The sequence below is a fragment of the Rhodococcus koreensis genome (assembly GCF_900105905.1).
GTDB lineage: Bacteria > Actinomycetota > Actinomycetes > Mycobacteriales > Mycobacteriaceae > Rhodococcus_F > Rhodococcus_F koreensis.
Genome location: NZ_FNSV01000005.1, coordinates 2,799,920 through 2,820,665, shown reverse-complemented (window position 1 = coordinate 2,820,665; position 20,746 = coordinate 2,799,920). Strand labels below are relative to the sequence as shown.

The window sequence follows — 20,746 nt, the reverse complement described above, 5'->3', positions numbered from 1 at the left end:
CGCACCACTGTCGCACAACGAAGGTTCCGCGTGCCGCGGAGACGGGAACCTGGCACCCTGGCACGAGTGACGGGACGTCTGTCGACGGCGCTGGTCGTGGTCGCACTGTTCGGACTGGTGGGGTGTGCAGCGGTCCCGCCGCCGAGGACGCTGCCCCCGGTTTCCCCGGGTACAGGCCTCCCCGTCTGGTCTGACTCTCGACGGACGCCCGCGGTGCCGGACTGAACGCCTTTGACGTCCTCTCGGCCGTAATCGACCGAGATTCCCCCCGGGACTCGCGTCCCGAGGTTCCTGTTTCACCGACAGTCGCCGCCCCACACGTTATGTGCGGGGCGGTCTCACACCGTCTCCGCAGGCTGCCACCGTCAGTCCGACGGCCAAAATGTTCCTTGCCGCGTTCACATCGCGGTCGTGGACGGCGCCGCATCGGCATGTCCACTCCCGCACGTTCAGCGGCATCGCCCCGGCGACCTCCCCGCACACCGAGCAGGTCTTCGACGACGGACAGAACCGGTCGATCGCAACCACCCGCCGCCCGTACCAGTCGGCCTTGTACTCGAGCATCGACCGGAACTCGGACCACCCCGCATCCGAGATCGCCCGAGACAACGACCGATTCTTGACCATGTTCCGCACACTCAGATCCTCGATGGCGATCACTTGATTTTCGCGCACCAATCGAGTGGAGAGTTTGTGCAGATAATCGCGACGCCGATCGGCGATCCGACCATGAATCTTTGCGACCTTCAGTCGGGCCTTGGCCCGGTTCCGGGATCCCTTCTGCTTCTTGGCCAGCATCCGCTGCGCCTTCGCCAACCGCGCACGGTCCGCGCGCTCGTGGCGCGGGTTGGTGATCTTCTCCCCCGTCGAGAGCGTGTAGAGGCTCGTGATCCCGGCGTCGAGCCCGACCACCCGACTGACAGATTCGAGTTCGCTGATGGTGTCCTCGACGAGGATCGAGATGTGGTACTGACCGCGGGCATTGCGCGACACCGTCACCTGCGACGGCACGGCCCCCTCCGGCAGTGGCCTCGACCACCGAATATCCAGGGGTTCGGACTGCTTGGCCAACCGGATCTGCCCGCCGCGGTAGGTGAAGCAGTTCGAGTAGTAGGTCGCCGAATCCTTCGACCGGCCCTTCCTCTTAAATTGCGGGTAGCGGGTCTGCTTGCGCCAGAACTTCTCGAACGCGCCCTGCAACTGCCGCAGCGATTCCTGCAACGGCCCCTTCGACGGCTCCGCCAACCACTCCGTCTCGGTGTCCCGCTTCCATCCGGTGAGCATCTTCGAGGTGTCCGCGTAGGTGACCCGTCGCTGCTCCTGCGACCAGGCACGCGAGCGCTCGGCCAACGCCCGGTTGTAGACATACCGGGTGCACCCGAACGTCTGAGCAAGCTGTTCGGCCTGCACCGCAGTCGGATAGAAACGGTACTTGAACGCCCGCTTCACCACCCTCCCCGCCATAACCCAGACACTAGCCACACCGTCCGACAAAACCAGATCGGCAATCCCGGACCTGAAGGACCGGGCTTGCGCCGAAAGACTCACGGATCAACTGGCCACCGACTCGTCCGTCACCCGTGGGTGCGGCGCGGAGGTGGACGTGGACGGGTTTGCGGGTTCTTCGGGACCCTGCCGGAGGGGTCGCTCACACGGTTCAACGCGTTCCAGTGCACAAAATTGAACCGAGACTCCACTCGTCTCGTCCGAGGGCCGCTTCGGCCCCGCAGCATGGGAGAGTGGCGCGTCAGTACGATCCCAAGGCTGCCGACGCGCAGACCAGTTCCCCTCCTATGGTCAGATATCAGCCCCGACGGACGGGTGCCCGCCCGTACGGTTGCCGTACGGGCGTGGTGTTCGGCAGTTCGGGGATCGGCCGTGTCACCGGAAACGAGTCGAGAGTGAACCGGTTTCCGTGGTGGGCGAGCTCAACCGGTTCGCCCGACAGCAGGCGGTACGTTGCGGTCTTCGCGCGGATGTCCACGTGGATCTGGCTGCCCCGCACCGTCATCCGGAAGGACAGGTTGACCAGCTGCGGTGGTATCCGCGGTGCGAAGGAGATGTCGCCGTCGTGGTCGCGCATGCCGCCGAATCCTGCGACACACGCCATCCACGTCCCGGCGAGTGATGCGATGTGCAAACCGTTCTCCACGTTGGAGTGGAGGTCGTGGAGGTCGGTCAGAGCGGCCTCGGCGAGGTAGTCGTAGGCGAGTTGAAGTTGACCGACCTCGGCTGCCATCACGGACTGCACGCACGCCGACAGGGACGAGTCCCGAACGGTAAGGGTCTCGTAATAGGCGAAATTGGCGATCTTCTGTTCGTCGGTGAAGGCGTCGCCCCGCAGATACATTGCCAGCACCAGGTCGGCCTGCTTCACCACCTGCTTGCGGTAGAGGTCGAAGTACGGGTAATGGAGCAGCAGCGGATAGTGCTCGGGCGGTGTGCCTTCGAAGTCCCACTCGTCGTGGTGCGTGAAGGCGTCGGATTGCTGGTGGACGCCGAGTGCGTCGTCGAACGGAATGCGCATGTGCTCGGCGGCATCTCGCCAGAGTGCTGCTTCCTCGTCGTCCACACCGAGCTCGCGCGCCAGGCCGGGGCGTCTCTCGCAGGCGGCCGCCGCGTCCCGCAGATTCTTCTGCGCCATGAGGTTGGTGAACACGTTGTTGTCGGCGACAGCGGTGTACTCGTCCGGTCCGGTGACACCGTCGAGCCGGAACTCGCCCTGCGCATTGTGGTGGCCGAGCGACGTCCACAGCCGGGCGGTCTCCACGAGAAGTTCGACGCCGCATTCGGCTTCGAATTCCTCGTCCCCGGTCGCGGCCAAGTACCGGGACGTAGCCACGGCGACGTCGGCACCCACGTGGAAGGCCGCGGTTCCCGCGGGCCAGTAGCCGGAGCATTCCTCGCCGTTGATGGAGCGCCACGGGAATACGGCGCCGGCCTGACCGAGCTGGAGTGCGCGGTTCTTCGCCATGTCCAGAGTGGAGTGTCGCCAGCGCAGTGCGTCGCGTGCCGAGTCCGGCACCGTGTACGTGAGCAGCGGGAGGACGAACGTCTCGGTGTCCCAGAACGCATGTCCGTCGTATCCGGGCCCGGTCAGGCCCTTCGCCGGGATCGCGCGCGACTCACCGCGAGCACCCGCCTGCAGCACGTGGAACAGTGCAAATCGCACCGCCTGCTGCAGTTCCGCGTCACCGTCGATCTCGACGTCGGCCGTCGCCCAGAAGATGTCGAGGTACTCCCGCTGCCGTTTCAGCAGGGTCTCCCAGCCGGTTTCGAGTGCTCCGGCGAGCGCTCCCTCGACCTGGCCGCGCAGGGCCGGAGTCGACCGCCGCGCCGACCACCCGTAGGCCAGGTACTTCGTCACCGCGAGGCGTTCACCCTGCGGAATGTCGACGGCCACGGTGAGCCGGGCCAGATCCTCTTCCGTCTCGATGCTGCACCGTCCGTTGGCGGGGTACTCGATCTCGTGGTCCATCCCCGCGGCCATCCGCAGCCCCGAGGCCCTCGTGTGGTGGGCGAGCACAGCCCTGAAGTCGTGGGCGGCGGCGAAATCGGAGACCAGGGGAGTGTCGAGGGCGGCGGCCACTCTCGGGTCGTCCGTACGGGCCGGGATGTGTTCGTTGGCGAGCAGATCCGACTGCAGGACGAGTTCGATGTCGCCGTCGAGCGGTTCGACCTCGTAGTGGATGGCGGCGACCGCACGCGAAGTGAAGGACACGAGCCGCTCCGAATGGATACGCACCCGGCGTCCGGTCGGTGACGTCCACTCCGTGGTGCGGCGCAGGGTGCCCGAGCGGAAGTCGAGGACGCGTTCGTGCGCCGGTGCACTGCCGTACCGCATGTCCATGGGCTCGTCCTCGACGAGCAGGCGGATGATGCTGCCGTCGGTCACGTTGACGACGGTCTGCCCGTCCTCGGGGTAGCCGTAGCCTGCCTCCGCGTACGGCAGGGGGCGCTGCTCGTAGAACCCGTTGAGATAGGTGCCGGGGAGACCGCGCGGTTCACCCTCCTCGAACGTGCCACGAATCCCGATGTGCCCGTTGGACAGTGCGAAGGTGGATTCGGTGGCGTGCAGTGCCTCCAGATCCAGTCCGCGCCATTTCAGCTGCCACGGCGAGATCTCGTAGCCCTTGTCGTCCATGCTCACCTCTCCAGGAGTTCGACCAGGTCGTTCACCACCACGTCGGCGCCGTGCTCGCGAAGCGCGTCGGCCTGATCGCCCCGGTTCACCCCGACGACGTAGCCGAATTCCCCTGCGCGCCCCGATTCCACCCCGGACAGGGCGTCCTCGAACACGGCGGCCTGGTCGGGGTGCACGTTGAGTGCGCGGGCGGCCGCGAGATACGAATCCGGCGCGGGTTTTCCGCGGAGACCCTGCTCCCGGATCACCACGCCGTCGATGCGGACGTGGACGTAGCGGCTCAGGTCGGCGGCGTCGAGTACGGACTTCCCGTTCGCGGAGGACGTGACGACCGCGATCTTCAGGCCTGCGTCGTAGGCCGCGCTGATGTAGCGGACCGACCCGGGGTAGGGGCTGGGGCCCTCCTCGTCGATGACCTTCAGCAGCAGCCGGTTCTTGCTGTTCCCGACGCCGTTCACGGTCTCGGCGCCGGGCGGATCGTCCGGCGACCCCTCCGGCAACGTGATGCTGCGGGAGGTGAGGAAGGTCCGGACCCCGTCGGCGCGGGGGCGTCCGTCGACGTAGTCGTAGTAGTCCTGGTCGGTGAACGGGTGGAAGTTCGCGCCCTCCCGGTGCTTCAGGAACTCGTCGAATGTGCGTTTCCACGCCTTCCGGTGCAGTACCGCCGTTGCCGTGAGCACACCGTCGAGATCGAACAAGCAGGCCGAGATCGCATCAGGCAGTCCCATCACCTCCCCGACGGTACCGCCGTCGACCGCGGATTTGCTGAGGCGCGCGCAAATCCTGCACCCGATCGACCGGCACGTGGTCGTTGACTTCGAGGCGACAACGGTCGAATACTGAGAGTTCCAACCGACTGTTGCGGAGTGCACCGTGAACGTGGAGGAACCGGTCCCGTCGGACCAAGTGAAGTCCCTCGCTGTTCGGTCGATCGAGCTCATGGCGAACGGAAGCCGCGCCGATTTCGACGCCGTCGTCCACCCGGATGCATTCAACCGGGAGAGTGCGACCGAACCCCCGCGGACGCGAGGACGCGGACCCGACGCGTTCTACGCCACCGCCGTATGGCTGCGCTCCGCCTTCTCCGAGCTGCGGTTCGACATCGAGGACGTCGTGGTCGAGGGCGACCTCGCCGTCGTCTACACGATCATGAAGGGCAGGCACGCCGGCCCCTTCGTCGTCTACGACGAGCGCGGATCGATCGACCAGGTGTTCGCGCCGACGGGGCGAGTGCTCGCGGTCAACCAGTCGCACTGGTTGCGCGTCGAAGACGGCCGCGTCGTCGAGCACTGGGCAACCCGGGACGACCTCGGTCAGGCAGTCCAGCTGGGCTGGGTTCCGCCGACCCCGCTGTCGCTGGTGCGCAATGCCTGGGCCAAGCGTGCGGCGCGCAGAAACGCGCAGAGCTGAGCCGCAGGTGACGGTTCCTCGCACACGCTGTCGGCCGAGCGCACCCATCAGGCCCGACCCCGAGCCCCCTGGAGGCACCGCATGGCACGCATCCTGTTCGTGACCTGGGACGGAGGCGGCAACGTGCCACCCGCTCTCGGCATCGCGACGGAGGCACGCAACCGCGGTCACCAGGTCCGATTTCTCGGACACGCCCAGCAACGCCGGCGGATCGAAAGTCACGGTTTCCCGTTCACGCCCTACACCCACGCACGACCCTGGCAGTCGACCACCAATCATCCCGGTATCACCGGCTTGTACCAATCGCTTGCTGTCTTCACCGACGCCGGGCCCGGAATCGATCTGCTCGACACCGTCGCGCGCGAGCCGACGGACGTGGTCGTGGTCGATTGCCTGCTGTATGGGGCCCTGCAGGCCGCCGCCGACGCGCACCTGACGCGCGTGACGCTGGTCCACACCTACTACGAATTCATGTATCGAGGCGTGACACGAGGTGTGACGCCCGTGATGGCCCGTCTGAAAGGTCAGCGGCCACTGAAGCTGTGGACGTCGTCGGACCTGGCGCTGGTGACGACCGACAAGGACCTCGATCCGGCCTCCCGCCGAAGCCTGCCGGACTCCGTCCACTACACCGGGGTGGTGCGACATCCGATGCCGTCCACGTTGACGCCCGTGTCCGAACGTGATCCGCTGATCCTGGTCAGCCTCAGCAGCCTCAACTTCGACGGGCAGCAGCGGGCACTGCGAAATATCCTCGAGGCTGTCGGTGGACTGCCCGCCCATACCGTGGTCACGACCGGACCGTCCGTCGACCCGGCAACCTTCACGGCGGGCCCGAACATCGAAGTACACGGCTACGTTCCACACGAACAGATCCTGCCGACCGCCACCCTCGTCATCGGACACGGCGGCCACGACACCACCATGCGCGCCCTCGCGCACGACCTTCCCCTGATCGTTCTGCCGATCCACCCGGCGCTCGATCAGAAGATGATCGGCCGCAGTCTGGAGCAGCGCGGCGTCGCCCGTTGCCTCCGCAAGACGGCCGCGCCCGAGCGCATCCGGTCGGCGGTCGGCGAGCTGCTCGTAGCCGGACCACACAGGACGACCGCAGCAACTCTGGGAGCGCGGATCCGCGCCCATGACGGTGCCGTTCATGCCGCGGATCTCATCGATCAACTGCCGATCGGAGAACGACGGAGGGGAGTGCGATGACCGGCGGGCGTCGAGCGGGGGATCAGTCCGAAATGCTGTTGACGCGATCGGCGAGCAGCTCACAATAGGTGCGATCGGTGCCCGGCGCGATACGCACCCAGTAACTGGTGTGGTCGCCCCGGAACAGGTACCCGTTCACGTCGTCGATGGCCTCGGAGTATTGCTGCCACACCGTCCAGGGTCGCCACCAGTTCAGGATCACCGCCTGCCACCTTCTGGTGCGGAGCCGATCGAGGAGGTCCACCACCCACGCCCTCGGGTCGGCCAGCGAGAAGGCCGCCGACTGGTCCGCGAACGTCCGCAGCGGCGAGTTGCCCGGACAGCAGCAGATGGCGTCCAGCGGGTCGGCGATCTGCCACACGGGCATCCCCGTGATCGGGCGTTGCCCCGCAATTCCCCAGCCCGGAAGGTCCGGAGAGGCAGGCCGCAGCGGATCGGCGATCAGTCCGACCCCACGCACGTCCAGGGTGGGGTGCTGCCCCCGTCCCACCTCGGCCGCCACGTTGCCGGCGAGCGCAGCGCCTCCCGAGTAGCCGAGCAGAACAACGGGATTCGGGTCGTCGGCGATCATCCGCAACAGGAGTGTCCGTCCTTCGGACAGCGCCTTGTCGAATGCTGATCCACCCGGATCGGGCACCGGTCCGTAACTTGCCTCCCACGGAACCTGCTTGACGACGAACCGTGCGGGAGCCAGGAGTGACGTGGTGTTGGTGAGCATGTTGACGTCGAGATCCTCACCGATGCCGCGACAGCACAGAACGGTGATCATCCAACCTCCCAGGTGAGTGCCGCTGCGCGTCCGAGCACACTTTCCCACTCACCTGCGGGGGTGTCCTCCGATCGGGGGAATCGGGATTCATCCGATGCGCGACCTGATCGGAGGACAGACGGAGATGGCTGGGCGCGGGAGAGTTGTCCCGTACCGGGATCAGCCGTTCACATGGACAGGAATCTTCGTCATGTCACCCATCTCCAGCATCGATGTCGCCCGAGCCCGTCGATCTCGCCGCGTGCTGTTCATCGGCAATCCCACCCGCTACAACGACGTGTCGCAGTGGGCGATGGTCCGGCAATGGGTGGCACTCCACGGCCTGGAACCGATCCGTGAATTCGAGGGGGACGTGCTCTGCGTCATCGTCACCGAGGACATCCTGGACGGACGCTGCTCCGCGAAGGAATCGGATACCGTCCAGCGCGCCCGCGCACTCGGAGTGCCGTGCATCAGCGTCCACGACACCACCCGGATCTGGCAGGTCACCGCCCGCGTACGGTCGCGGATCGCACGGACGCCGGTGGCTCGATAACGGGCGCCTGATCCTCGGTACTTTCACGTGAATACGTCACCGGCTCGGAATGTTGCACCCATTCACGGCGGCGAGATCGAATATGTCTGAAGGCAGCCGACTTCGAGTACGTATTGAGGGCCTTTGTCCGCACCACGGCTGCGTCCAGGAGCCCCGGCGCAGACTCGATCGGTCGAAAATTGTTCCGCCTCAGCACTTGTGGTCAGTTTGTCGAAATCGCCTGTGTCCAAACCAATTATGCGAGTGGATAACCGCTGCTCAGTGGGGGTTTATTGCAGACCGCGCGGTCTGATGCCAGCGGTGAAGATGCGACAGAACCGAATTGCGCTGCTAGGTTCGACACTCGTTGTGAATGTTCGATGTCGTCCAGCCACATGGCGGTGCTCGGGGCAGTTTGGATCGTTACTCGTAGGACAGTAGTCGCCTTCGTGTAAAGGCCGCACGGCACGCAAGGCGTTGCGCCATGGGTGACGGCGGCACTGTTGTACGTCCTGAAATCCGCTGTCGCGACACGGCCGACTCGACCATCACTCTGCCGGCGATCGGTTCGACAGTGGAGGGGATGCATGGCGACGTTCAACTCGACTGTGGAGCGGGCGTCGGTTGTACACGGCGTTGCGGCAGTTCCTGCGCAGCGCGGTGTCGCACGGCGACGCTGGCTCGCCGTGTACCTGAGGCGAATCCTCCTCACCGACACGCTCGTCGTCGTGGCAGCGGTCGCTCTGGCCCAATGGGTGCGCTTCGGCGGCTACGGGACCCTCGTCGACTCGCGCACGCTGAGCAATGTGAGTTACGGGCTGATCTCCGTCGCCCTCGTGACCTCGTGGCTCGGCATTCTCGCCGTCTTCCACGTGCGATCCCCGCGAGTGGTCGGGAGCGGCCCTGAGGAGTATCGGCGCATCGCCACCGCGACACTACGACTGTTCGGGCTCATCGCGATCGCGGCACTCCTTCTGCACGTGGAGTTGGCACGGTTGTACCTGGCGATCGCATTCCCCACGGGCCTGCTCGGTCTCCTGCTGACCCGGTGGATGTGGCGCCGCGTCCTCGCCCGCAAGCGTGCCCGCGGTTTGTGCCAGACGTCCGTCCTGGTCGTCGGAGCCGAACACTCCGTGCGCAACCTCGCTCGGACGTTCGACCGTGGCACAGCCGACGGATACAACGTGGTCGGGGTCTGCATCCCAGCGCACCACCGCGCGACCGAAGACACGATCACCGTGGACGGACGGCGGATACCCATTCTCGGCGACGAGCACGACGTCGTCGACGCGATCGAGCGATCCGGGGCCGATACCGTCGCGGTCACGGCGACCGAGCATCTCGGCCATCACGGGCTACGCGAAATGGTGTGGGATCTCGAGCAGTTGAACGTCGACATGGTGGTTGCTCCCGGAATGATGGATGTTTCCGGGCCACGCCTCGAGATGCGGCCCGTCGCGGGGCTGCCCCTGATCCACGTGGAGAAGCCGCGCTATCACGGCGCCAAGCGGTTCGGGAAGACGTCGTTCGATCTGATCTTTGCGATCGTCGCGCTCGTCGTCGTGAGTCCCCTGATGCTGTTCGCGGCCGCCGCCGTCAAGCTGACGAGCCGGGGTCCCGTGTTCTACAAGTCGGAGCGAATGGGATTGGACGGCAAACCGTTCCCGATGCTGAAGTTTCGGTCGATGGTGGACGAAGCAGACCGGCACCGTGCCACCTTGAGCGGCCCCAACGAGGGAGCCGGTGTGCTGTTCAAACTGCGAGACGACCCGCGTGTCACCCGTGTGGGCCGCGTCATGCGCAAGTTCAGCATCGACGAATTGCCACAGTTCATCAACGTGCTGCGAAGAGAAATGAGTGTGGTGGGTCCGAGGCCTCCGCTGCGCGTCGAGGTCGAGTCGTACGAGAACGAGGTGCATCGCCGGCTCCTGGTGCGGCCGGGTGTCACCGGCCTGTGGCAGGTCAGCGGGCGCTCGGACCTCTCGTGGGAGGACTCGGTGCGTCTCGACCTGTCCTACGTCGAGAACTGGTCGATGGTCGGCGACATGCTGATCATCGCCAAGACCCTGAAGGCGGTCGTGCGTGGTGACGGTGCGTATTGATCGACGACGACGTCAATGATGCGGTGCCCATCTCGAGATGTGTTTCGAGGCAGATCGACACGGAAAGCTGGTGATCTGGTAATGCGAATCCTGGTCGATGCGTATTGGTGGGTCGACGGACCGTATTCGAACCGGCTCGTGTTGCGGGAGATCGTCGGCGGATGGCGGTCGGCGTTTCCCGACGACGAACTTGTCCTTGCGATTCCGTCCAAGTGGAGCGACTCCGATGCTGAGTTGCCTGCGGGAGTCGAGCGCATTTCGACGCGAATGAGACGGCATCCGGCAATCAACGCGATCGAGCTTCCCCTCTACCTCAAGTCGGGACGCGATTTCGACGCCATGTTTCTGCAGAATTTCGGTGCACCGACCTCGAGCGCTGCGGTTCTCGTTCACGACGTTCTCTTCCAGAGCAACCCTGAGTGGTTCACGAAGATCGAGCGGCTTTACCTCTCGGCGATACCGATCCTCGCGAAACGCACCGGCCTCGTCATGACCACTACGCAACACGAGGCGAAGCGCGTGGTCGCGCACAACTCCCTCTCGTCGGAGGTGGCTGTGACGGGCCTGGGGCTGTCGACGACACTTCTGACCGTTCCTGCGCGAAAGCCATGGTTCGGATTGAAGTCCCACGCGTTCCTGCTGACCGTGGGCCGGCTGAATGTTCGCAAGAATCTGGAGAACACCATCGCCGCCGCGATCGAATCAGGTGCAATCTCAGAGCACTTTCCCCTCGTCGTCGTCGGTCAGAGATCGGGCCGTTTCTCGGAGTCCGGTGTGGTCAGGTCGGGGGTGGCCACCGGTGCAGTCATGTTCGTCGAGTTCGCGCCGGATGACGAGTTGCGGTGGCTGTACGAGAACTGCGCGCTCTTCTGTTTCCTCTCCCTCGGTGAGGGATACGGCCTGCCGCCGGTGGAGGCGGCGTACTTCGGAGCGCCAGTTCTCGCGAGCGACATACCTGTCTTCCGGGAGAATCTCGGCGAAGCTGCAGCCTATGTCGATCCGAACGACGTCTCGGCGATCTCGAACGCGATCACCGACTTGTTGGCCCCAGCCAGGCGTGAGCGGGGACATACCACGCTGCCGGGTGCGGAAGGTCGAATAACGGGGGACTGGGACTTCACCGTGGAAACCATCAGAACTGCCATCGCGGAACTCGCCGACAGCACGTAATCCCGACCGCTTGTTTGTGAACAGTGTGGTTTCGACAGGAAGAGCAGGAGTTCAATGACGTCAGTGCGCCGTTCGGTTGCAATCATCGGTACGAGGGGCTATCCGAGTTACTACGGCGGCTTCGAAACCCTGATCCGGCGTCTCGCCCCGTGCCTTGCGGAGAAAGGGTGGGACGTCACCGTCTATTCACGCCCCGGCGCCACCGTCCCTACCGACCCGGCCCGCGACCGGAGAGTCGTTGTCCGCAACACGATCGGATTCGAATCGCGCTCTCTCAGCACGCTGTCCTACGGGCTGACGTCATGCCTGGACGCGGCGGTGAAGAAGCCCGACGTTGCCCTTGTCCTGAACGTGGCGAACGGGTTCTGGCTGCCTGCGCTGAAGTCTCGGGGAATTCCCACTGTCGTCAACGTGGACGGGATCGAATGGGAGCGCGCAAAGTGGGGTAAGGGCGCCAAGAAGGTGTTTCGCACGGGCGCCTCCCTCACGGCGCGTTACGCGACGCGCTTGGTGGTCGATTCCCTGGAAATCAAGCGTCGGTGGGAAAACGACTTCCACCGTGAGGGCGATTTCATCCCGTACGGAGGCGACTTCGTTGCTCCGCTTCCCCCCGTCGAGGGACTCACTCCGAAGAAGTACGTACTGATGGTGGCACGGTTCGTGCCGGAGAACACCGTGGTCGAGTTCTTCGAGGCCGCGGAGGTCCTGAGTCGCGATCGCGACGTCGTCATCGTCGGGTCATCGGGGTACGGCGGCGAGTTGGATGAGCAGGTGCGCGCCCTGGCCCATCGAAACGAACGGATCACGTGGATGGGCCACGTCAGCGACGACCGAAAACTGTTCTCACTATGGCAGAACGCCGGAGCCTATTTTCACGGTCACAGTGTGGGTGGAACGAACCCGGCGTTGGTTCAGGCCATGGCGTGCCAAGCACCCATCGTGGCCCGGGACACCGTGTACAACCGCGAGGTACTCGGTGACGCAGGAAGATTTGTCGCGGCGGAACCCTCGGAGATCGTCACCACGGTGAAGGACGTCATCGCCGATTCGGCGGGCCAGCAGGTGATGCGAGATCGAGCACTTCAACGGGCGTACGACTACTACACCTGGGAAGATGTCTGCCAACGTTACGAAGAGTCTCTCCTCGCGGCGATCGGCTGATCCTCTTTGAGTTGTTCGACAAATCTCCAAGGACCTTGATTGATGATTGCGCAGTCCGCTGAACCTCGACGTGTCGCCGGTTGGCGCACTCTCGTCCACGAGCGCGACAGGCACGAGTTGGTGACCCTCGCGCTGGTGGTCGCTGTCGTCGTCTCCTCCTTCCTCGGCCATTACGGTGTGGCGATAGCCGGTTACAACGTCCGCGTCGAGCAGGTGGTCCCGCTGTTCCTTGTCGGGTGGCTGACTGCGTGGGCACGGTCCAGGGCCGACCTCTTCCGCGCCCTGACGCATCCGGTGGTGCTCGTCTTCGGTGCGTTCATCGCGTGGAATGTCTTCGCCACGCTGATGTTCTCGCCGAGCCTCGGGAAGAGTGCATCGATCCTTGTCTGGCTGGTCATCGATCTCCTGCTGCTCGCGGGACTCGTCTCGCTCGGCACGCGCGCGATATGGGCCGAGAACACCGGCATACGTTCGGTCGTTCCATGGGGACTGGCAGGCTTCGCCGCGTTCATCGTCGCCAACGTGTCGCATGGCGGCTTCACACCCGGTACGGATTTCGACGGGATGTACCAGCTCTACGTCGCGCGCATGACGTCGCAGGAAGCCAACATCTATGCGGCGATCCTGGTGCTGTGGACTCTTCTCCTCGTGGCGCGAAAGGGGCGCAACCGAATCTGGATGCTCGCCGCTGCCGTCGCGGTGCCCCTGGGAGTGATCGGTTCACAGACGCGCACGGCCGTCTTCTGCCTGGTCGTAGGTCTGATCGTCTATCTCGCGTACGAAGTGGTGCGTTCGTATCAGAACGATGAGCCACGCACAGGGCTGTGGTTCGGCCCGGTGCTCGTGATCGTGGGGATTGCTGTCGGCTACGGCGCCGCAACCTTCCTTCCCTCCTTCGGTGAGGGTGTCGGGCGGGCGGAACCTGCAGCGACGGCGCCGTCCTCCACTGCGGATGCACTCGAGCCGTCGGGGAAGTTGGGTGACATCGACTTTCAGGGCGGAAACATAGGTTTCAGGATCGAGGTAGCGAAGGCTGCCGCCGAAGACATGCACGGAGTGCACCTTTGGCTCGGCAACGGCACCAACACATTCAGTCTGCGTCACGACCAGCCGGGCTCGCCCGGAGTCTCCGGGCACATCATCATGCTTCCAGTGCAAATACTCTACGACGTGGGCATCGTCGGTTTGCTGTTGTTGGTGGGGCTCGTCGTCACGGTGTTGCGCCACGTGCCGTGGCAGAGAAGACCGATTGCCTACGCGGTGGTGGTGACGTTTGCCGCGGCGGCAACGATGACCAGTATGTTCTGGTTCAGCGTCACCTGGATCATCATGGCGTCGCTGATCCGCCCGCTGACAGGCGAGGACGAGGTGACGAACGTCGCCGGGGATTCCGCGGCATGCAGGCACGACGACAGTTCCGCGGCAGCATCCCCTGCGATGAAGGGCCTCTGACTCATGCACCGGAACCTCCTGCACGTCGAGATCGCGGAGGTCGTGCAACGCGGAAACTGTTCCGGTTGTGGGGCATGTGCGCTGCTCGACAAGGATGTTGCCCTGGCACTCGCAGACGACGGATTCATCCGTCCCCGGGTGAGCTCGTCCGAGTCTTCGGAAACCGACCCGACGGCCTTGGTGGAGTTCCGCAGGTCGTGTCCCGGTATTTCCGTGACGGCACAGCGCCCAGTAGATGCCACCCGTCACGATTTCCTGGGCCCGATCGTGTCGATCTGGGAGGCTTACGCCTTCGACGAGGACATCCGATTCGCGGGAAGCAGTGGCGGCACCCTCACGGCTCTCAACGAATGGTTGCTCGCCACCGGGCAGATCGACAGTGTCGTTGTCGCCGCCGCCTCGGAATCGGGTCCCGAGAGGACCGAATCGAGCGCGGTTCGGACGAGATCGGATGTCGTCCGGGCCGCCGGTTCCCGGTATGCACCCACCGCGAATGCGGCGGTGGCCGACATCGACAATCCAGGGTCAGCCGTCGTCGGGAAGCCCTGCGAGATAGCTGCGCTGAGAGCGCTTGCGAAGTCCCGCGATCAACAGCCACCGCTGCTGCTTTCCTTCTTCTGCGCGGGTGTACCCAGTCAGCACGCGACCGACTCCCTGATCCGCGGGCTCGGCGTGGACGAGGACGCCGAGTTGGCAGCGGTGCGTTATCGGGGGCATGGCTGGCCAGGCGACTTCTACGCGGAGGATGTACGCGGCAACTCGGTTCGGACGACCTATGACGACTCGTGGGGGAAGCATCTCGGGCCGGCGGTCCAGCAGCGTTGCAAGCTGTGTCCGGACGGCGTCGGCGAAAGCGCGGATATCTCTGCCGGTGACTTCTGGCGAGCGGACGCCAAGGGCTACCCCGACTTCACCGATCAGGATGGGCTCAGCGTTCTGATCGCGAGGACAAGGCGAGGAGAGGAGGTCATCCGGCGCGCCGCTCAGGACGGCGTGATCTCGGTCCGCGCCGTCGACCCGGACGATGTTGCGGCTGTGCAACCGTTCCAGGTGGTTCGGCGCGCCACCTTGCTGGGACGTCTGGCGGGAAGCAGGCTGGCGGGACACCCGACGCCCCGGTATCGCGGCTTCCGCCTGTGGCGGCTGTCGTTGCGATCACCGGTCAGAACCCTGCGTGCCACGGCCGGAACATTTCGACGGGCCCGGCGATGGTAGCTGGTAGCGATGCGCGGACGAAGATCTCGGCGGTAGTCCAGTCGCCGAGCATCATTGCGGTGACGCGGCTGATCGTCCAGCTTTCGCCCCTGATCACTGCTCCGGTGATCGCGCGAGAGTTGGGACCCGCAGGGCGGGGACTCTATTCCGCCTGCTTCGCCGCCATGATTCTCGCGCCGGTAGTTCTGGGGATGGGGTTGCCGCTTGCCGTGCGTCGGCGTGCGTCGACAGGCGCTCCGGAAGCGACGCTGCGTGCCGTATACGTGGTTCTGCCGTTCCTGGTACCCGTGGCAGTGGCGGTCGGCTTCCTGCTCGAGCGGTATGTCGTCACTGAGCTCGATCCCGACAGTGCCAGGGCGTTCATCCTCGGGATGGGTTGTTCCGTTGGATTCATCGCAACACTGTGCTTTCAGAGTGTGTTGATCGGAGGCCGGCGATACGGCGCTATCGCGCTCCTGCAATCGACGCAACCAGTTGCGCTCACATTCGGAGTCGCCCTCGGATGGATTCTCGGAAGCCTGACGCTGCCGTGGGTACTCGTTTGTGCGGCTGCGAGCACACTTCTGTCCACCCTCATGGGGGTGTACCTCACGCGTATATCGCCGCGTGGACCGAGGTCCCGCCTTCGTCCACTGGCGCGGGAAAGCATTGCCTTCTCCGGGAGCCAAGCCGCAGAGACGGCGGCGAATACGCTTCCTCAGATCATCGCGGTGGTCGCGATCGGGGCTCACGATGCGGGATTGTTTGCCATCGCCATAACAGTTGCGAGCTTGCCGATGACCCTGGGGCACACGATTGCGTCCGTAATGTTCCGGGATGCCGCTGCCTCGGCAGGGGAGGCGAACATGCGCCTGTCGGCGTTGTCGATTCGCATCACCGCCCTGACCGCTGTCGTGCCTGTCGCAGTGTTGGCATGCGCGACGCCCGTGCTCATTCCACTCATCTTCGGTGAGGGCTTCCGGGGTTCGGTATCGATCACTCTGATCTGTCTGTGCGGATCAGTCTTTCTCACCGTGAACTACGTTGCATCCCAGATGCTTGTGGCGCAGGACAAAGGTGTCCTCATGACCGCCGCGCAGCTTGTCGGGCTGGGCCTGAGTGTCGCATCGATGTTCGTTCTGGGACCTGCTCTGGGCGGCGCGGGGGCGGCGCTGGCGTCTGTTGCGGGTTGGCTGTTGACGACCGTCGCGAGCGTGCGTGCTCTCCGACTGACTGCCACGTCGTTGCTGTTTGACGCCGGTGACCTCCGTCAAGCCTTCACCGTCGTGACGAAGGGCCACATCGATCATGTCTGACGGATGACTGTGTCACCGAGGGTGGCGCCGAGTTCGTCCATCCTCGAATCGGTCCCGACAAGGAGTTGCAGCACCCGGGTGCGTGCCACGGTGAAGTCCGTCGAGTCGATGAGCGTGAGGGTGTCGCGAGCGGGATCCGCAGTCGTTCTCAGATCGACGTGCAGGCTCCACCCCAGCGCATCCATCAGCGGTGCGAACTTGCGCGAGTACGCCCAGGGAATCGCCGGCGTACCCACGGACAGCGAGTTGAGGCACGCGTGCATGCGCGCACCGACGACCACGTCGGCCGTGGCGAGAATGCCGCGAACCGATGTCAGGGAGTCCGGAACGAGGATCTCGACCGAGTCTCCGAAGTGCCTGCCGAGTTCTCGGACTGCCGGTACATCGTTGTCTGTCACAGTCGAATCGAGGACGTGTGCCAGGAGGCTGACTCTGCGATCGCGTTGGAGCAGTCCATCGATCAGCGCTGTGACGGATCGACGATAGCTTTCGTAGTCGACGTGCGGGTTTTCGTGCCAGAGAAGCCCGGAGACGTTGATCACCACGTCCCGCTCGACACCGCCGGTGTGATCTGCACGCGGCAGCGCGAACACCAGGTCCGTCGACTCGGACGTCGACTGCCGTCCCAGCTGTTTCGCGTACTCGAGACTGACCGGATCGCGGGCGAACACGCGGGTGGCCCGTTGGAGGGATCTCGTCGCGATCATCCGCCCGAGCCTGCTGTCGAAAGGGCCGATCGTCTGGGGCATGAGAATGATCGGCACTCCCAGCCGTGCGGCGACGCGCTGCACATAAGCCATCAAGATGAGGCGTCGAAGCCCGTAGATGTCCGTGAAGCTGTCGCCGGCGCCGGTATCCAGAATCGCGTCGTATCGGGAGAGTTCCCGCTTGATCGGTCCGCGTGAGCGGAAGATGTCCCGGAGCACGCTCCGCTTGCTGAGCGGGGTATCGTCGCTGTCCTGAGTATGGAACGTCAATTCGGCGTTCGGCCACCTCCGTTCGACTATCGACTCCGTTCCCTCCGCCAGGGCGCGAAGGCCGAGATTCGTCGAATCCCGATCGGCCCAGAGCACGAGGATTCGCGGATTCGGAGTGGTCATGTCGCGGCCTCATCGATTCTGCTGGATTGCGCGAGAAGTGAACGGGTGTACCAGAGGAACTTGTGCGACTCGGACCGCCACAGCACCGATCGTTCCGGTGCGCCGAGCGATTTCACGTAGAACGCCGCCGATCTCGACAGTAAGCCCGCAGCGACGGAAGCCTTCCACGCCACACTCTGTACACGATTCCGCGCCATCTTCCACTTGTACAGATCGTAGAGATTGATCACCCATGCAGGATTCGGTCTTGTCGATGCAGTGGGGCCTGTACTGCCTCCGACGACGTGGGTTCCCGACTGCTCGGCACTCATGATGATCCGCATGCCGTGTTGCCGTGCGCGAAGACAGAACTCCAGGTCCTCCGCATACATGAACCATCTCTCGGTGAGTCCGCCCAATTCGTCCCATGTCTGCTTGCGGACCATCATGCACGCTCCGGACACCCAATCCAGCTCTCGAGTTGCGAAATCGTGAGTATGGAGGAGATACAGACCTTCGAAACGATGATGTCTGTGCGACAGTCGCGACAGGCCCGAGAAGTGGTTGAACACGCTGACCACGTTGGGTCTCTTTCCGCCTTCGCGGATCCGGAGGCGTCCGGCCGGTTGAATGAGCGTGGGTGCGACGATCCCGGCCTCTGGCGACTCGTCGAAGATGGCCGCCAGCGCGAGTACGTCCCGAGGGGAGATGCGTGCATCGGGATTGAGCAGCAGTATCGCTCGTCCCCGCGCATCGCGTGCCGCACGGTTGACTCCCCGGGCGAACCCCACGTTCTCCTCGCTCCGAATTACGACGGCGTCCGGCGCTTCCTCGGCGAGAACTGTCAGCGTGCGATCCGTGGATGCGTTGTCCAGCACGATGAGTTCGATTCCGTCCTGTCCGGACAGTGGGCGAACGCAATCGCCGATGACGGCCTCGCTGTTGTAGGTCACTATCACCACGGAAACCTGCGGCTCGCTCATTGCTTTCCTTCGATTGGTGCGCGGCTGGTGCATGACACGAGCGGAAGGGTCATCCGCCGCACGCTGGTGCATTGACGGTCACTTTCGGATCATCGACGAGCGGCTGGATCGGCACCCGCGCCTCACCCGGTGCGGTGGGCTCGTTCAGTTCGTATCGCAGTTCGACGGTTGCGCCCTTCGGGATGGTGACGGGCACCGTGAAGACCGGGTGGCCCAGTTCATTTCCCTGAATGGCGAACGACTGCTTGCCGTCGATGCTTGCTTTCGTCAGGGTCGCGCCGTTGGTCGACAGTAGCGAGACCATGGCGAGGTTGGTGCCGTACGGCAGGGGCTTGTCCTTGAACGTGCCTGCGACGATGCGCGGAAAATTGGTGTCCGGGGTGTTGTTGGTCAGACGCACGGTGACTGCGGACGTGCGGGTGTCGCCCGTGCAGTCGGCGGCGGTGTAGTCGATCTCGCGGTCGAGGTAGTAGTCCAGCTTGTTGCCGCCGTTGTTGTTGATCACGACGCCGGCGTACGGGGCGGGGTCTTCGGGCACCGTGTATCCCAGCGTGGTGCCGGCGAGAATTTCCTGCTCTTCCGGGTGGGAACTCCACACGGCGATGCGGCGCTCCCCGGCGGCTCGACCGACCGCGTCCAGCAGTCGCTGAGGTGACTCGATCTTGCCGGTCATCTTCTCGACGACCTTGCCGGCGATGGTCTGCAGGTATTCCTTGCGTTCGGCGTTGTCTTCGGTGTAGTTGGCCTCGTTGGTGATGAACCGGGTGTAGGCGGTGGATTCGGTGAGTTCGACGACGTTGCTTGCGTCGACGACCTCGCCGTCGGGCAGGGTGACCGGGCCGACGGCGGCCAGTACGTAGCTCAGCGCCACCGGGTCGGTCGCGATCGCTCCGTCCACTCGTTCGCCCGACTCCTGCGCCCACATGGACTGCCAGATCTGGCCGGCGTACGGAAAGTGGGAGCTCAGATTGCTGTTGCGGATGTCGACCGAGGGGTTGTAGTTGCCGTACATGCTCTTGTAGTCGGGGCCGAGATCGAGCGGGCGCTTGTCGTAGGTCACTTCGGAGTTCTTGCCGAGCTTCTCGATGCCCAGTTTTCCGTCGCTGGCCCGGATGACGCTGTAGCCGCCGACGAGTCCGCCGGTGCCGCGTGCCTCGGCGTTGGTCTGAAAGGCGAGGAAGTAGCTCCGAGGTCCGTCGAGGCCGAGCATCGCCGGAAGTACCTTGGCGCCGATCGTCGTGTTCTCCAGGAGTTTCGCCACGTCGTCGGTCCGATTCTGCAGTTCGGTTCGCGCATCGTCCACCAGGCCGACGTACCCTGCGCCGCGAATGCCCTGCGCCTGGGTGGCCAGGTTCCGTGCTGCGATCGACGTTTCCTGCAATGTCGGGGCGGCGTCGCGCAGCGGTTGCAGTTGCACGTTGCCGCCCTCGCCGACCAGATCCCGGGGTGACAACGCGACGCCGACGTCGACCGCCGGGGTGAGGACGTCACGCGTGAGCCCGACCACGACGTCGGACATCTGCTGCGCCGATTCGAACGGTGCTCCGAGCCCGGGGACGGCTGCGAGGGAACTCCAGGGGGCCGAATGCAGATTGTCCTGGGCGTCTGCGGCCCGTTCCCGGGCTTCGGCCGCCGCCCGCTGGGCACCCTCGGTGTTGCCGTCGAGCAGTGAATTCTTGGCGAGCTGCGCGTTGTCCCGCGCGCCGGTGAGGTTGTGCTGGACCTGCCAGGCCGAGAACCCGAACCATGCGACGACAGCGACGGCGCCGACGCCCACACCGATCAGTACCCGCCGTCGAACGGTCGAGCGGCGCGGTTCCGTCGGTGCCTCAGCGGGTGTCGGACCGTCGCTGTGGGAGTTGTTGGGCGACTTCGCGTCCATTCGGGTCTGCTCCTAGCTATCGAGGATGAGGTTTCTGGTCGCGTAGCTGAACTGTCGGTCGCGGAAGGGCTGCCCACGACGGCCGCTGATCGTGTCATGACGGCAGTTTCCGCTGCCGCCGTCCCGTTTCCGGCGAAGTTCGTGGACCTGCGGCACGCCGTATTCTCCTCTGTCCGTGTCTGTTCCGATAGAAGAGTAAGGGTATGTGCTTTCACGTTCCTGTTCGGAGGTGGTTGGATGCAGTATTGCGAGTACGCGCGGGAATGCTGCCGGTAACCGCTACGTGAGCGCTGCGAACGTGCTGGGACTGCGAGTAGGGTCACTGTAACGATTTCCGCTGCAACACCTATACGTA

Annotated in this window: 16 protein-coding genes; 9 read left to right on the top strand and 7 right to left on the bottom strand. The window is 64.6% G+C overall.

The annotated features are described in order from the left end of the window. Nucleotides 1-321: 321 nt before the first annotated feature. The 3 genes from BLV94_RS17560 to BLV94_RS17550 form a co-directional block, all read right to left on the bottom strand. Nucleotides 322-1,464, bottom strand: coding sequence for an RNA-guided endonuclease InsQ/TnpB family protein (locus tag BLV94_RS17560; RefSeq protein WP_072937511.1), 1,143 nt, complete (start codon nt 1,462-1,464; stop codon nt 322-324). A gap of 340 nt (nt 1,465-1,804) precedes the next feature. Continuing rightward, nucleotides 1,805-4,144, bottom strand: coding sequence for a glycoside hydrolase family 65 protein (locus tag BLV94_RS17555; RefSeq protein WP_072937510.1), 2,340 nt, complete (start codon nt 4,142-4,144; stop codon nt 1,805-1,807). Nucleotides 4,145-4,146: 2 nt separating this feature from the next. Next, nucleotides 4,147-4,872 (bottom strand): HAD family hydrolase, encoded by a 726-nt coding sequence (locus BLV94_RS17550; RefSeq protein WP_072937509.1) that lies wholly within the window; start codon nt 4,870-4,872, stop codon nt 4,147-4,149. 145 nt (nt 4,873-5,017) lie between these two features. Between BLV94_RS17550 and BLV94_RS17545 the strand changes: the two genes are divergently transcribed. Together BLV94_RS17545 and BLV94_RS17540 are read left to right on the top strand one after the other, a co-directional pair. Then, nucleotides 5,018-5,554: an ester cyclase gene (locus tag BLV94_RS17545; RefSeq protein ID WP_072937508.1), complete on the top strand. Its 537-nt coding sequence runs from the start codon at nt 5,018-5,020 to the stop codon at nt 5,552-5,554. Nucleotides 5,555-5,635: 81 nt separating this feature from the next. Further along, nucleotides 5,636-6,769, top strand: coding sequence for a glycosyltransferase (locus BLV94_RS17540; protein ID WP_072937507.1), 1,134 nt, complete (start codon nt 5,636-5,638; stop codon nt 6,767-6,769). Between the two features lie 22 nt (nt 6,770-6,791). Here the strand turns inward: BLV94_RS17540 and BLV94_RS17535 are convergent, their stop codons facing one another. Next, on the bottom strand, nt 6,792-7,538 hold the full coding sequence (locus BLV94_RS17535; RefSeq protein ID WP_072937506.1) for an alpha/beta hydrolase family protein: 747 nt from the start codon (nt 7,536-7,538) through the stop codon (nt 6,792-6,794). Between the two features lie 190 nt (nt 7,539-7,728). Between BLV94_RS17535 and BLV94_RS17530 the strand changes: the two genes are divergently transcribed. The 7 genes from BLV94_RS17530 (at nt 7,729) to BLV94_RS17500 (ending at nt 16,447) form a co-directional block, all read left to right on the top strand. Continuing rightward, complete coding sequence (locus tag BLV94_RS17530; RefSeq protein ID WP_072937505.1) at nt 7,729-8,073, top strand: hypothetical protein; 345 nt, start codon at nt 7,729-7,731, stop codon at nt 8,071-8,073. Nucleotides 8,074-8,639: 566 nt separating this feature from the next. Continuing rightward, the gene (locus tag BLV94_RS17525; RefSeq protein ID WP_072937504.1) at nt 8,640-10,154 is read left to right on the top strand and encodes a sugar transferase; all 1,515 of its coding nucleotides are present in this window, start codon (nt 8,640-8,642) and stop codon (nt 10,152-10,154) included. A gap of 81 nt (nt 10,155-10,235) precedes the next feature. Next, nucleotides 10,236-11,324 (top strand): glycosyltransferase family 4 protein, encoded by a 1,089-nt coding sequence (locus BLV94_RS17520; protein ID WP_072937503.1) that lies wholly within the window; start codon nt 10,236-10,238, stop codon nt 11,322-11,324. A gap of 54 nt (nt 11,325-11,378) precedes the next feature. After that, the gene (locus tag BLV94_RS17515; protein ID WP_072937502.1) at nt 11,379-12,485 is read left to right on the top strand and encodes a DUF1972 domain-containing protein; all 1,107 of its coding nucleotides are present in this window, start codon (nt 11,379-11,381) and stop codon (nt 12,483-12,485) included. A 213-nt stretch (nt 12,486-12,698) separates the two neighbouring features. Next, nucleotides 12,699-13,937 (top strand): O-antigen ligase family protein, encoded by a 1,239-nt coding sequence (locus BLV94_RS17510; RefSeq protein ID WP_244163614.1) that lies wholly within the window; start codon nt 12,699-12,701, stop codon nt 13,935-13,937. 3 nt (nt 13,938-13,940) lie between these two features. Then, a complete protein-coding gene (locus BLV94_RS17505; RefSeq protein WP_072937501.1) occupies nt 13,941-15,152 on the top strand; it encodes a Coenzyme F420 hydrogenase/dehydrogenase, beta subunit C-terminal domain in 1,212 nt (403 codons plus the stop codon). Beyond that, nucleotides 15,146-16,447, top strand: coding sequence for a lipopolysaccharide biosynthesis protein (locus tag BLV94_RS17500; protein WP_072937500.1), 1,302 nt, complete (start codon nt 15,146-15,148; stop codon nt 16,445-16,447). Before BLV94_RS17505 ends, BLV94_RS17500 begins: the two co-directional genes overlap by 7 nt. Here BLV94_RS17500 and BLV94_RS17495 read toward each other — a convergent pair. Genes BLV94_RS17495 through BLV94_RS17485 form a run of 3 tightly spaced genes read right to left on the bottom strand, consistent with a single transcriptional unit; the run spans nt 16,438 to nt 20,391 of the window. Continuing rightward, nucleotides 16,438-17,547, bottom strand: coding sequence for a polysaccharide pyruvyl transferase family protein (locus BLV94_RS17495; protein WP_072937499.1), 1,110 nt, complete (start codon nt 17,545-17,547; stop codon nt 16,438-16,440). The genes BLV94_RS17500 and BLV94_RS17495 overlap by 10 nt on opposite strands. Next, nucleotides 17,544-18,509: a glycosyltransferase family 2 protein gene (locus BLV94_RS17490; RefSeq protein WP_072937498.1), complete on the bottom strand. Its 966-nt coding sequence runs from the start codon at nt 18,507-18,509 to the stop codon at nt 17,544-17,546. Before BLV94_RS17490 ends, BLV94_RS17495 begins: the two co-directional genes overlap by 4 nt. A 49-nt stretch (nt 18,510-18,558) precedes the next feature. Continuing rightward, nucleotides 18,559-20,391 (bottom strand): DUF4012 domain-containing protein, encoded by a 1,833-nt coding sequence (locus BLV94_RS17485; RefSeq protein ID WP_072937497.1) that lies wholly within the window; start codon nt 20,389-20,391, stop codon nt 18,559-18,561. Nucleotides 20,392-20,746: the final 355 nt, after the last annotated feature.

What these genes read in the sequence shown, in the direction of transcription:
- BLV94_RS17530 (WP_072937505.1), top strand. Translation starts at nt 7,729, where the DNA reads ATGTCACCCATCTCCAGCATCGATGTCGCCCGAGCCCGTCGATCTCGC.
- BLV94_RS17555 (WP_072937510.1), bottom strand. Translation starts at nt 4,144, where the DNA reads ATGGACGACAAGGGCTACGAGATCTCGCCGTGGCAGCTGAAATGGCGC.
- BLV94_RS17540 (WP_072937507.1), top strand. Translation starts at nt 5,636, where the DNA reads ATGGCACGCATCCTGTTCGTGACCTGGGACGGAGGCGGCAACGTGCCA.
- BLV94_RS17560 (WP_072937511.1), bottom strand. Translation starts at nt 1,464, where the DNA reads ATGGCGGGGAGGGTGGTGAAGCGGGCGTTCAAGTACCGTTTCTATCCG.
- BLV94_RS17550 (WP_072937509.1), bottom strand. Translation starts at nt 4,872, where the DNA reads ATGGGACTGCCTGATGCGATCTCGGCCTGCTTGTTCGATCTCGACGGT.
- BLV94_RS17535 (WP_072937506.1), bottom strand. Translation starts at nt 7,538, where the DNA reads ATGATCACCGTTCTGTGCTGTCGCGGCATCGGTGAGGATCTCGACGTC.
- BLV94_RS17495 (WP_072937499.1), bottom strand. Translation starts at nt 17,547, where the DNA reads ATGACCACTCCGAATCCGCGAATCCTCGTGCTCTGGGCCGATCGGGAT.
- BLV94_RS17520 (WP_072937503.1), top strand. Translation starts at nt 10,236, where the DNA reads ATGCGAATCCTGGTCGATGCGTATTGGTGGGTCGACGGACCGTATTCG.
- BLV94_RS17505 (WP_072937501.1), top strand. Translation starts at nt 13,941, where the DNA reads ATGCACCGGAACCTCCTGCACGTCGAGATCGCGGAGGTCGTGCAACGC.
- BLV94_RS17490 (WP_072937498.1), bottom strand. Translation starts at nt 18,509, where the DNA reads ATGAGCGAGCCGCAGGTTTCCGTGGTGATAGTGACCTACAACAGCGAG.
- BLV94_RS17525 (WP_072937504.1), top strand. Translation starts at nt 8,640, where the DNA reads ATGGCGACGTTCAACTCGACTGTGGAGCGGGCGTCGGTTGTACACGGC.
- BLV94_RS17515 (WP_072937502.1), top strand. Translation starts at nt 11,379, where the DNA reads ATGACGTCAGTGCGCCGTTCGGTTGCAATCATCGGTACGAGGGGCTAT.
- BLV94_RS17500 (WP_072937500.1), top strand. Translation starts at nt 15,146, where the DNA reads ATGGTAGCTGGTAGCGATGCGCGGACGAAGATCTCGGCGGTAGTCCAG.
- BLV94_RS17485 (WP_072937497.1), bottom strand. Translation starts at nt 20,391, where the DNA reads ATGGACGCGAAGTCGCCCAACAACTCCCACAGCGACGGTCCGACACCC.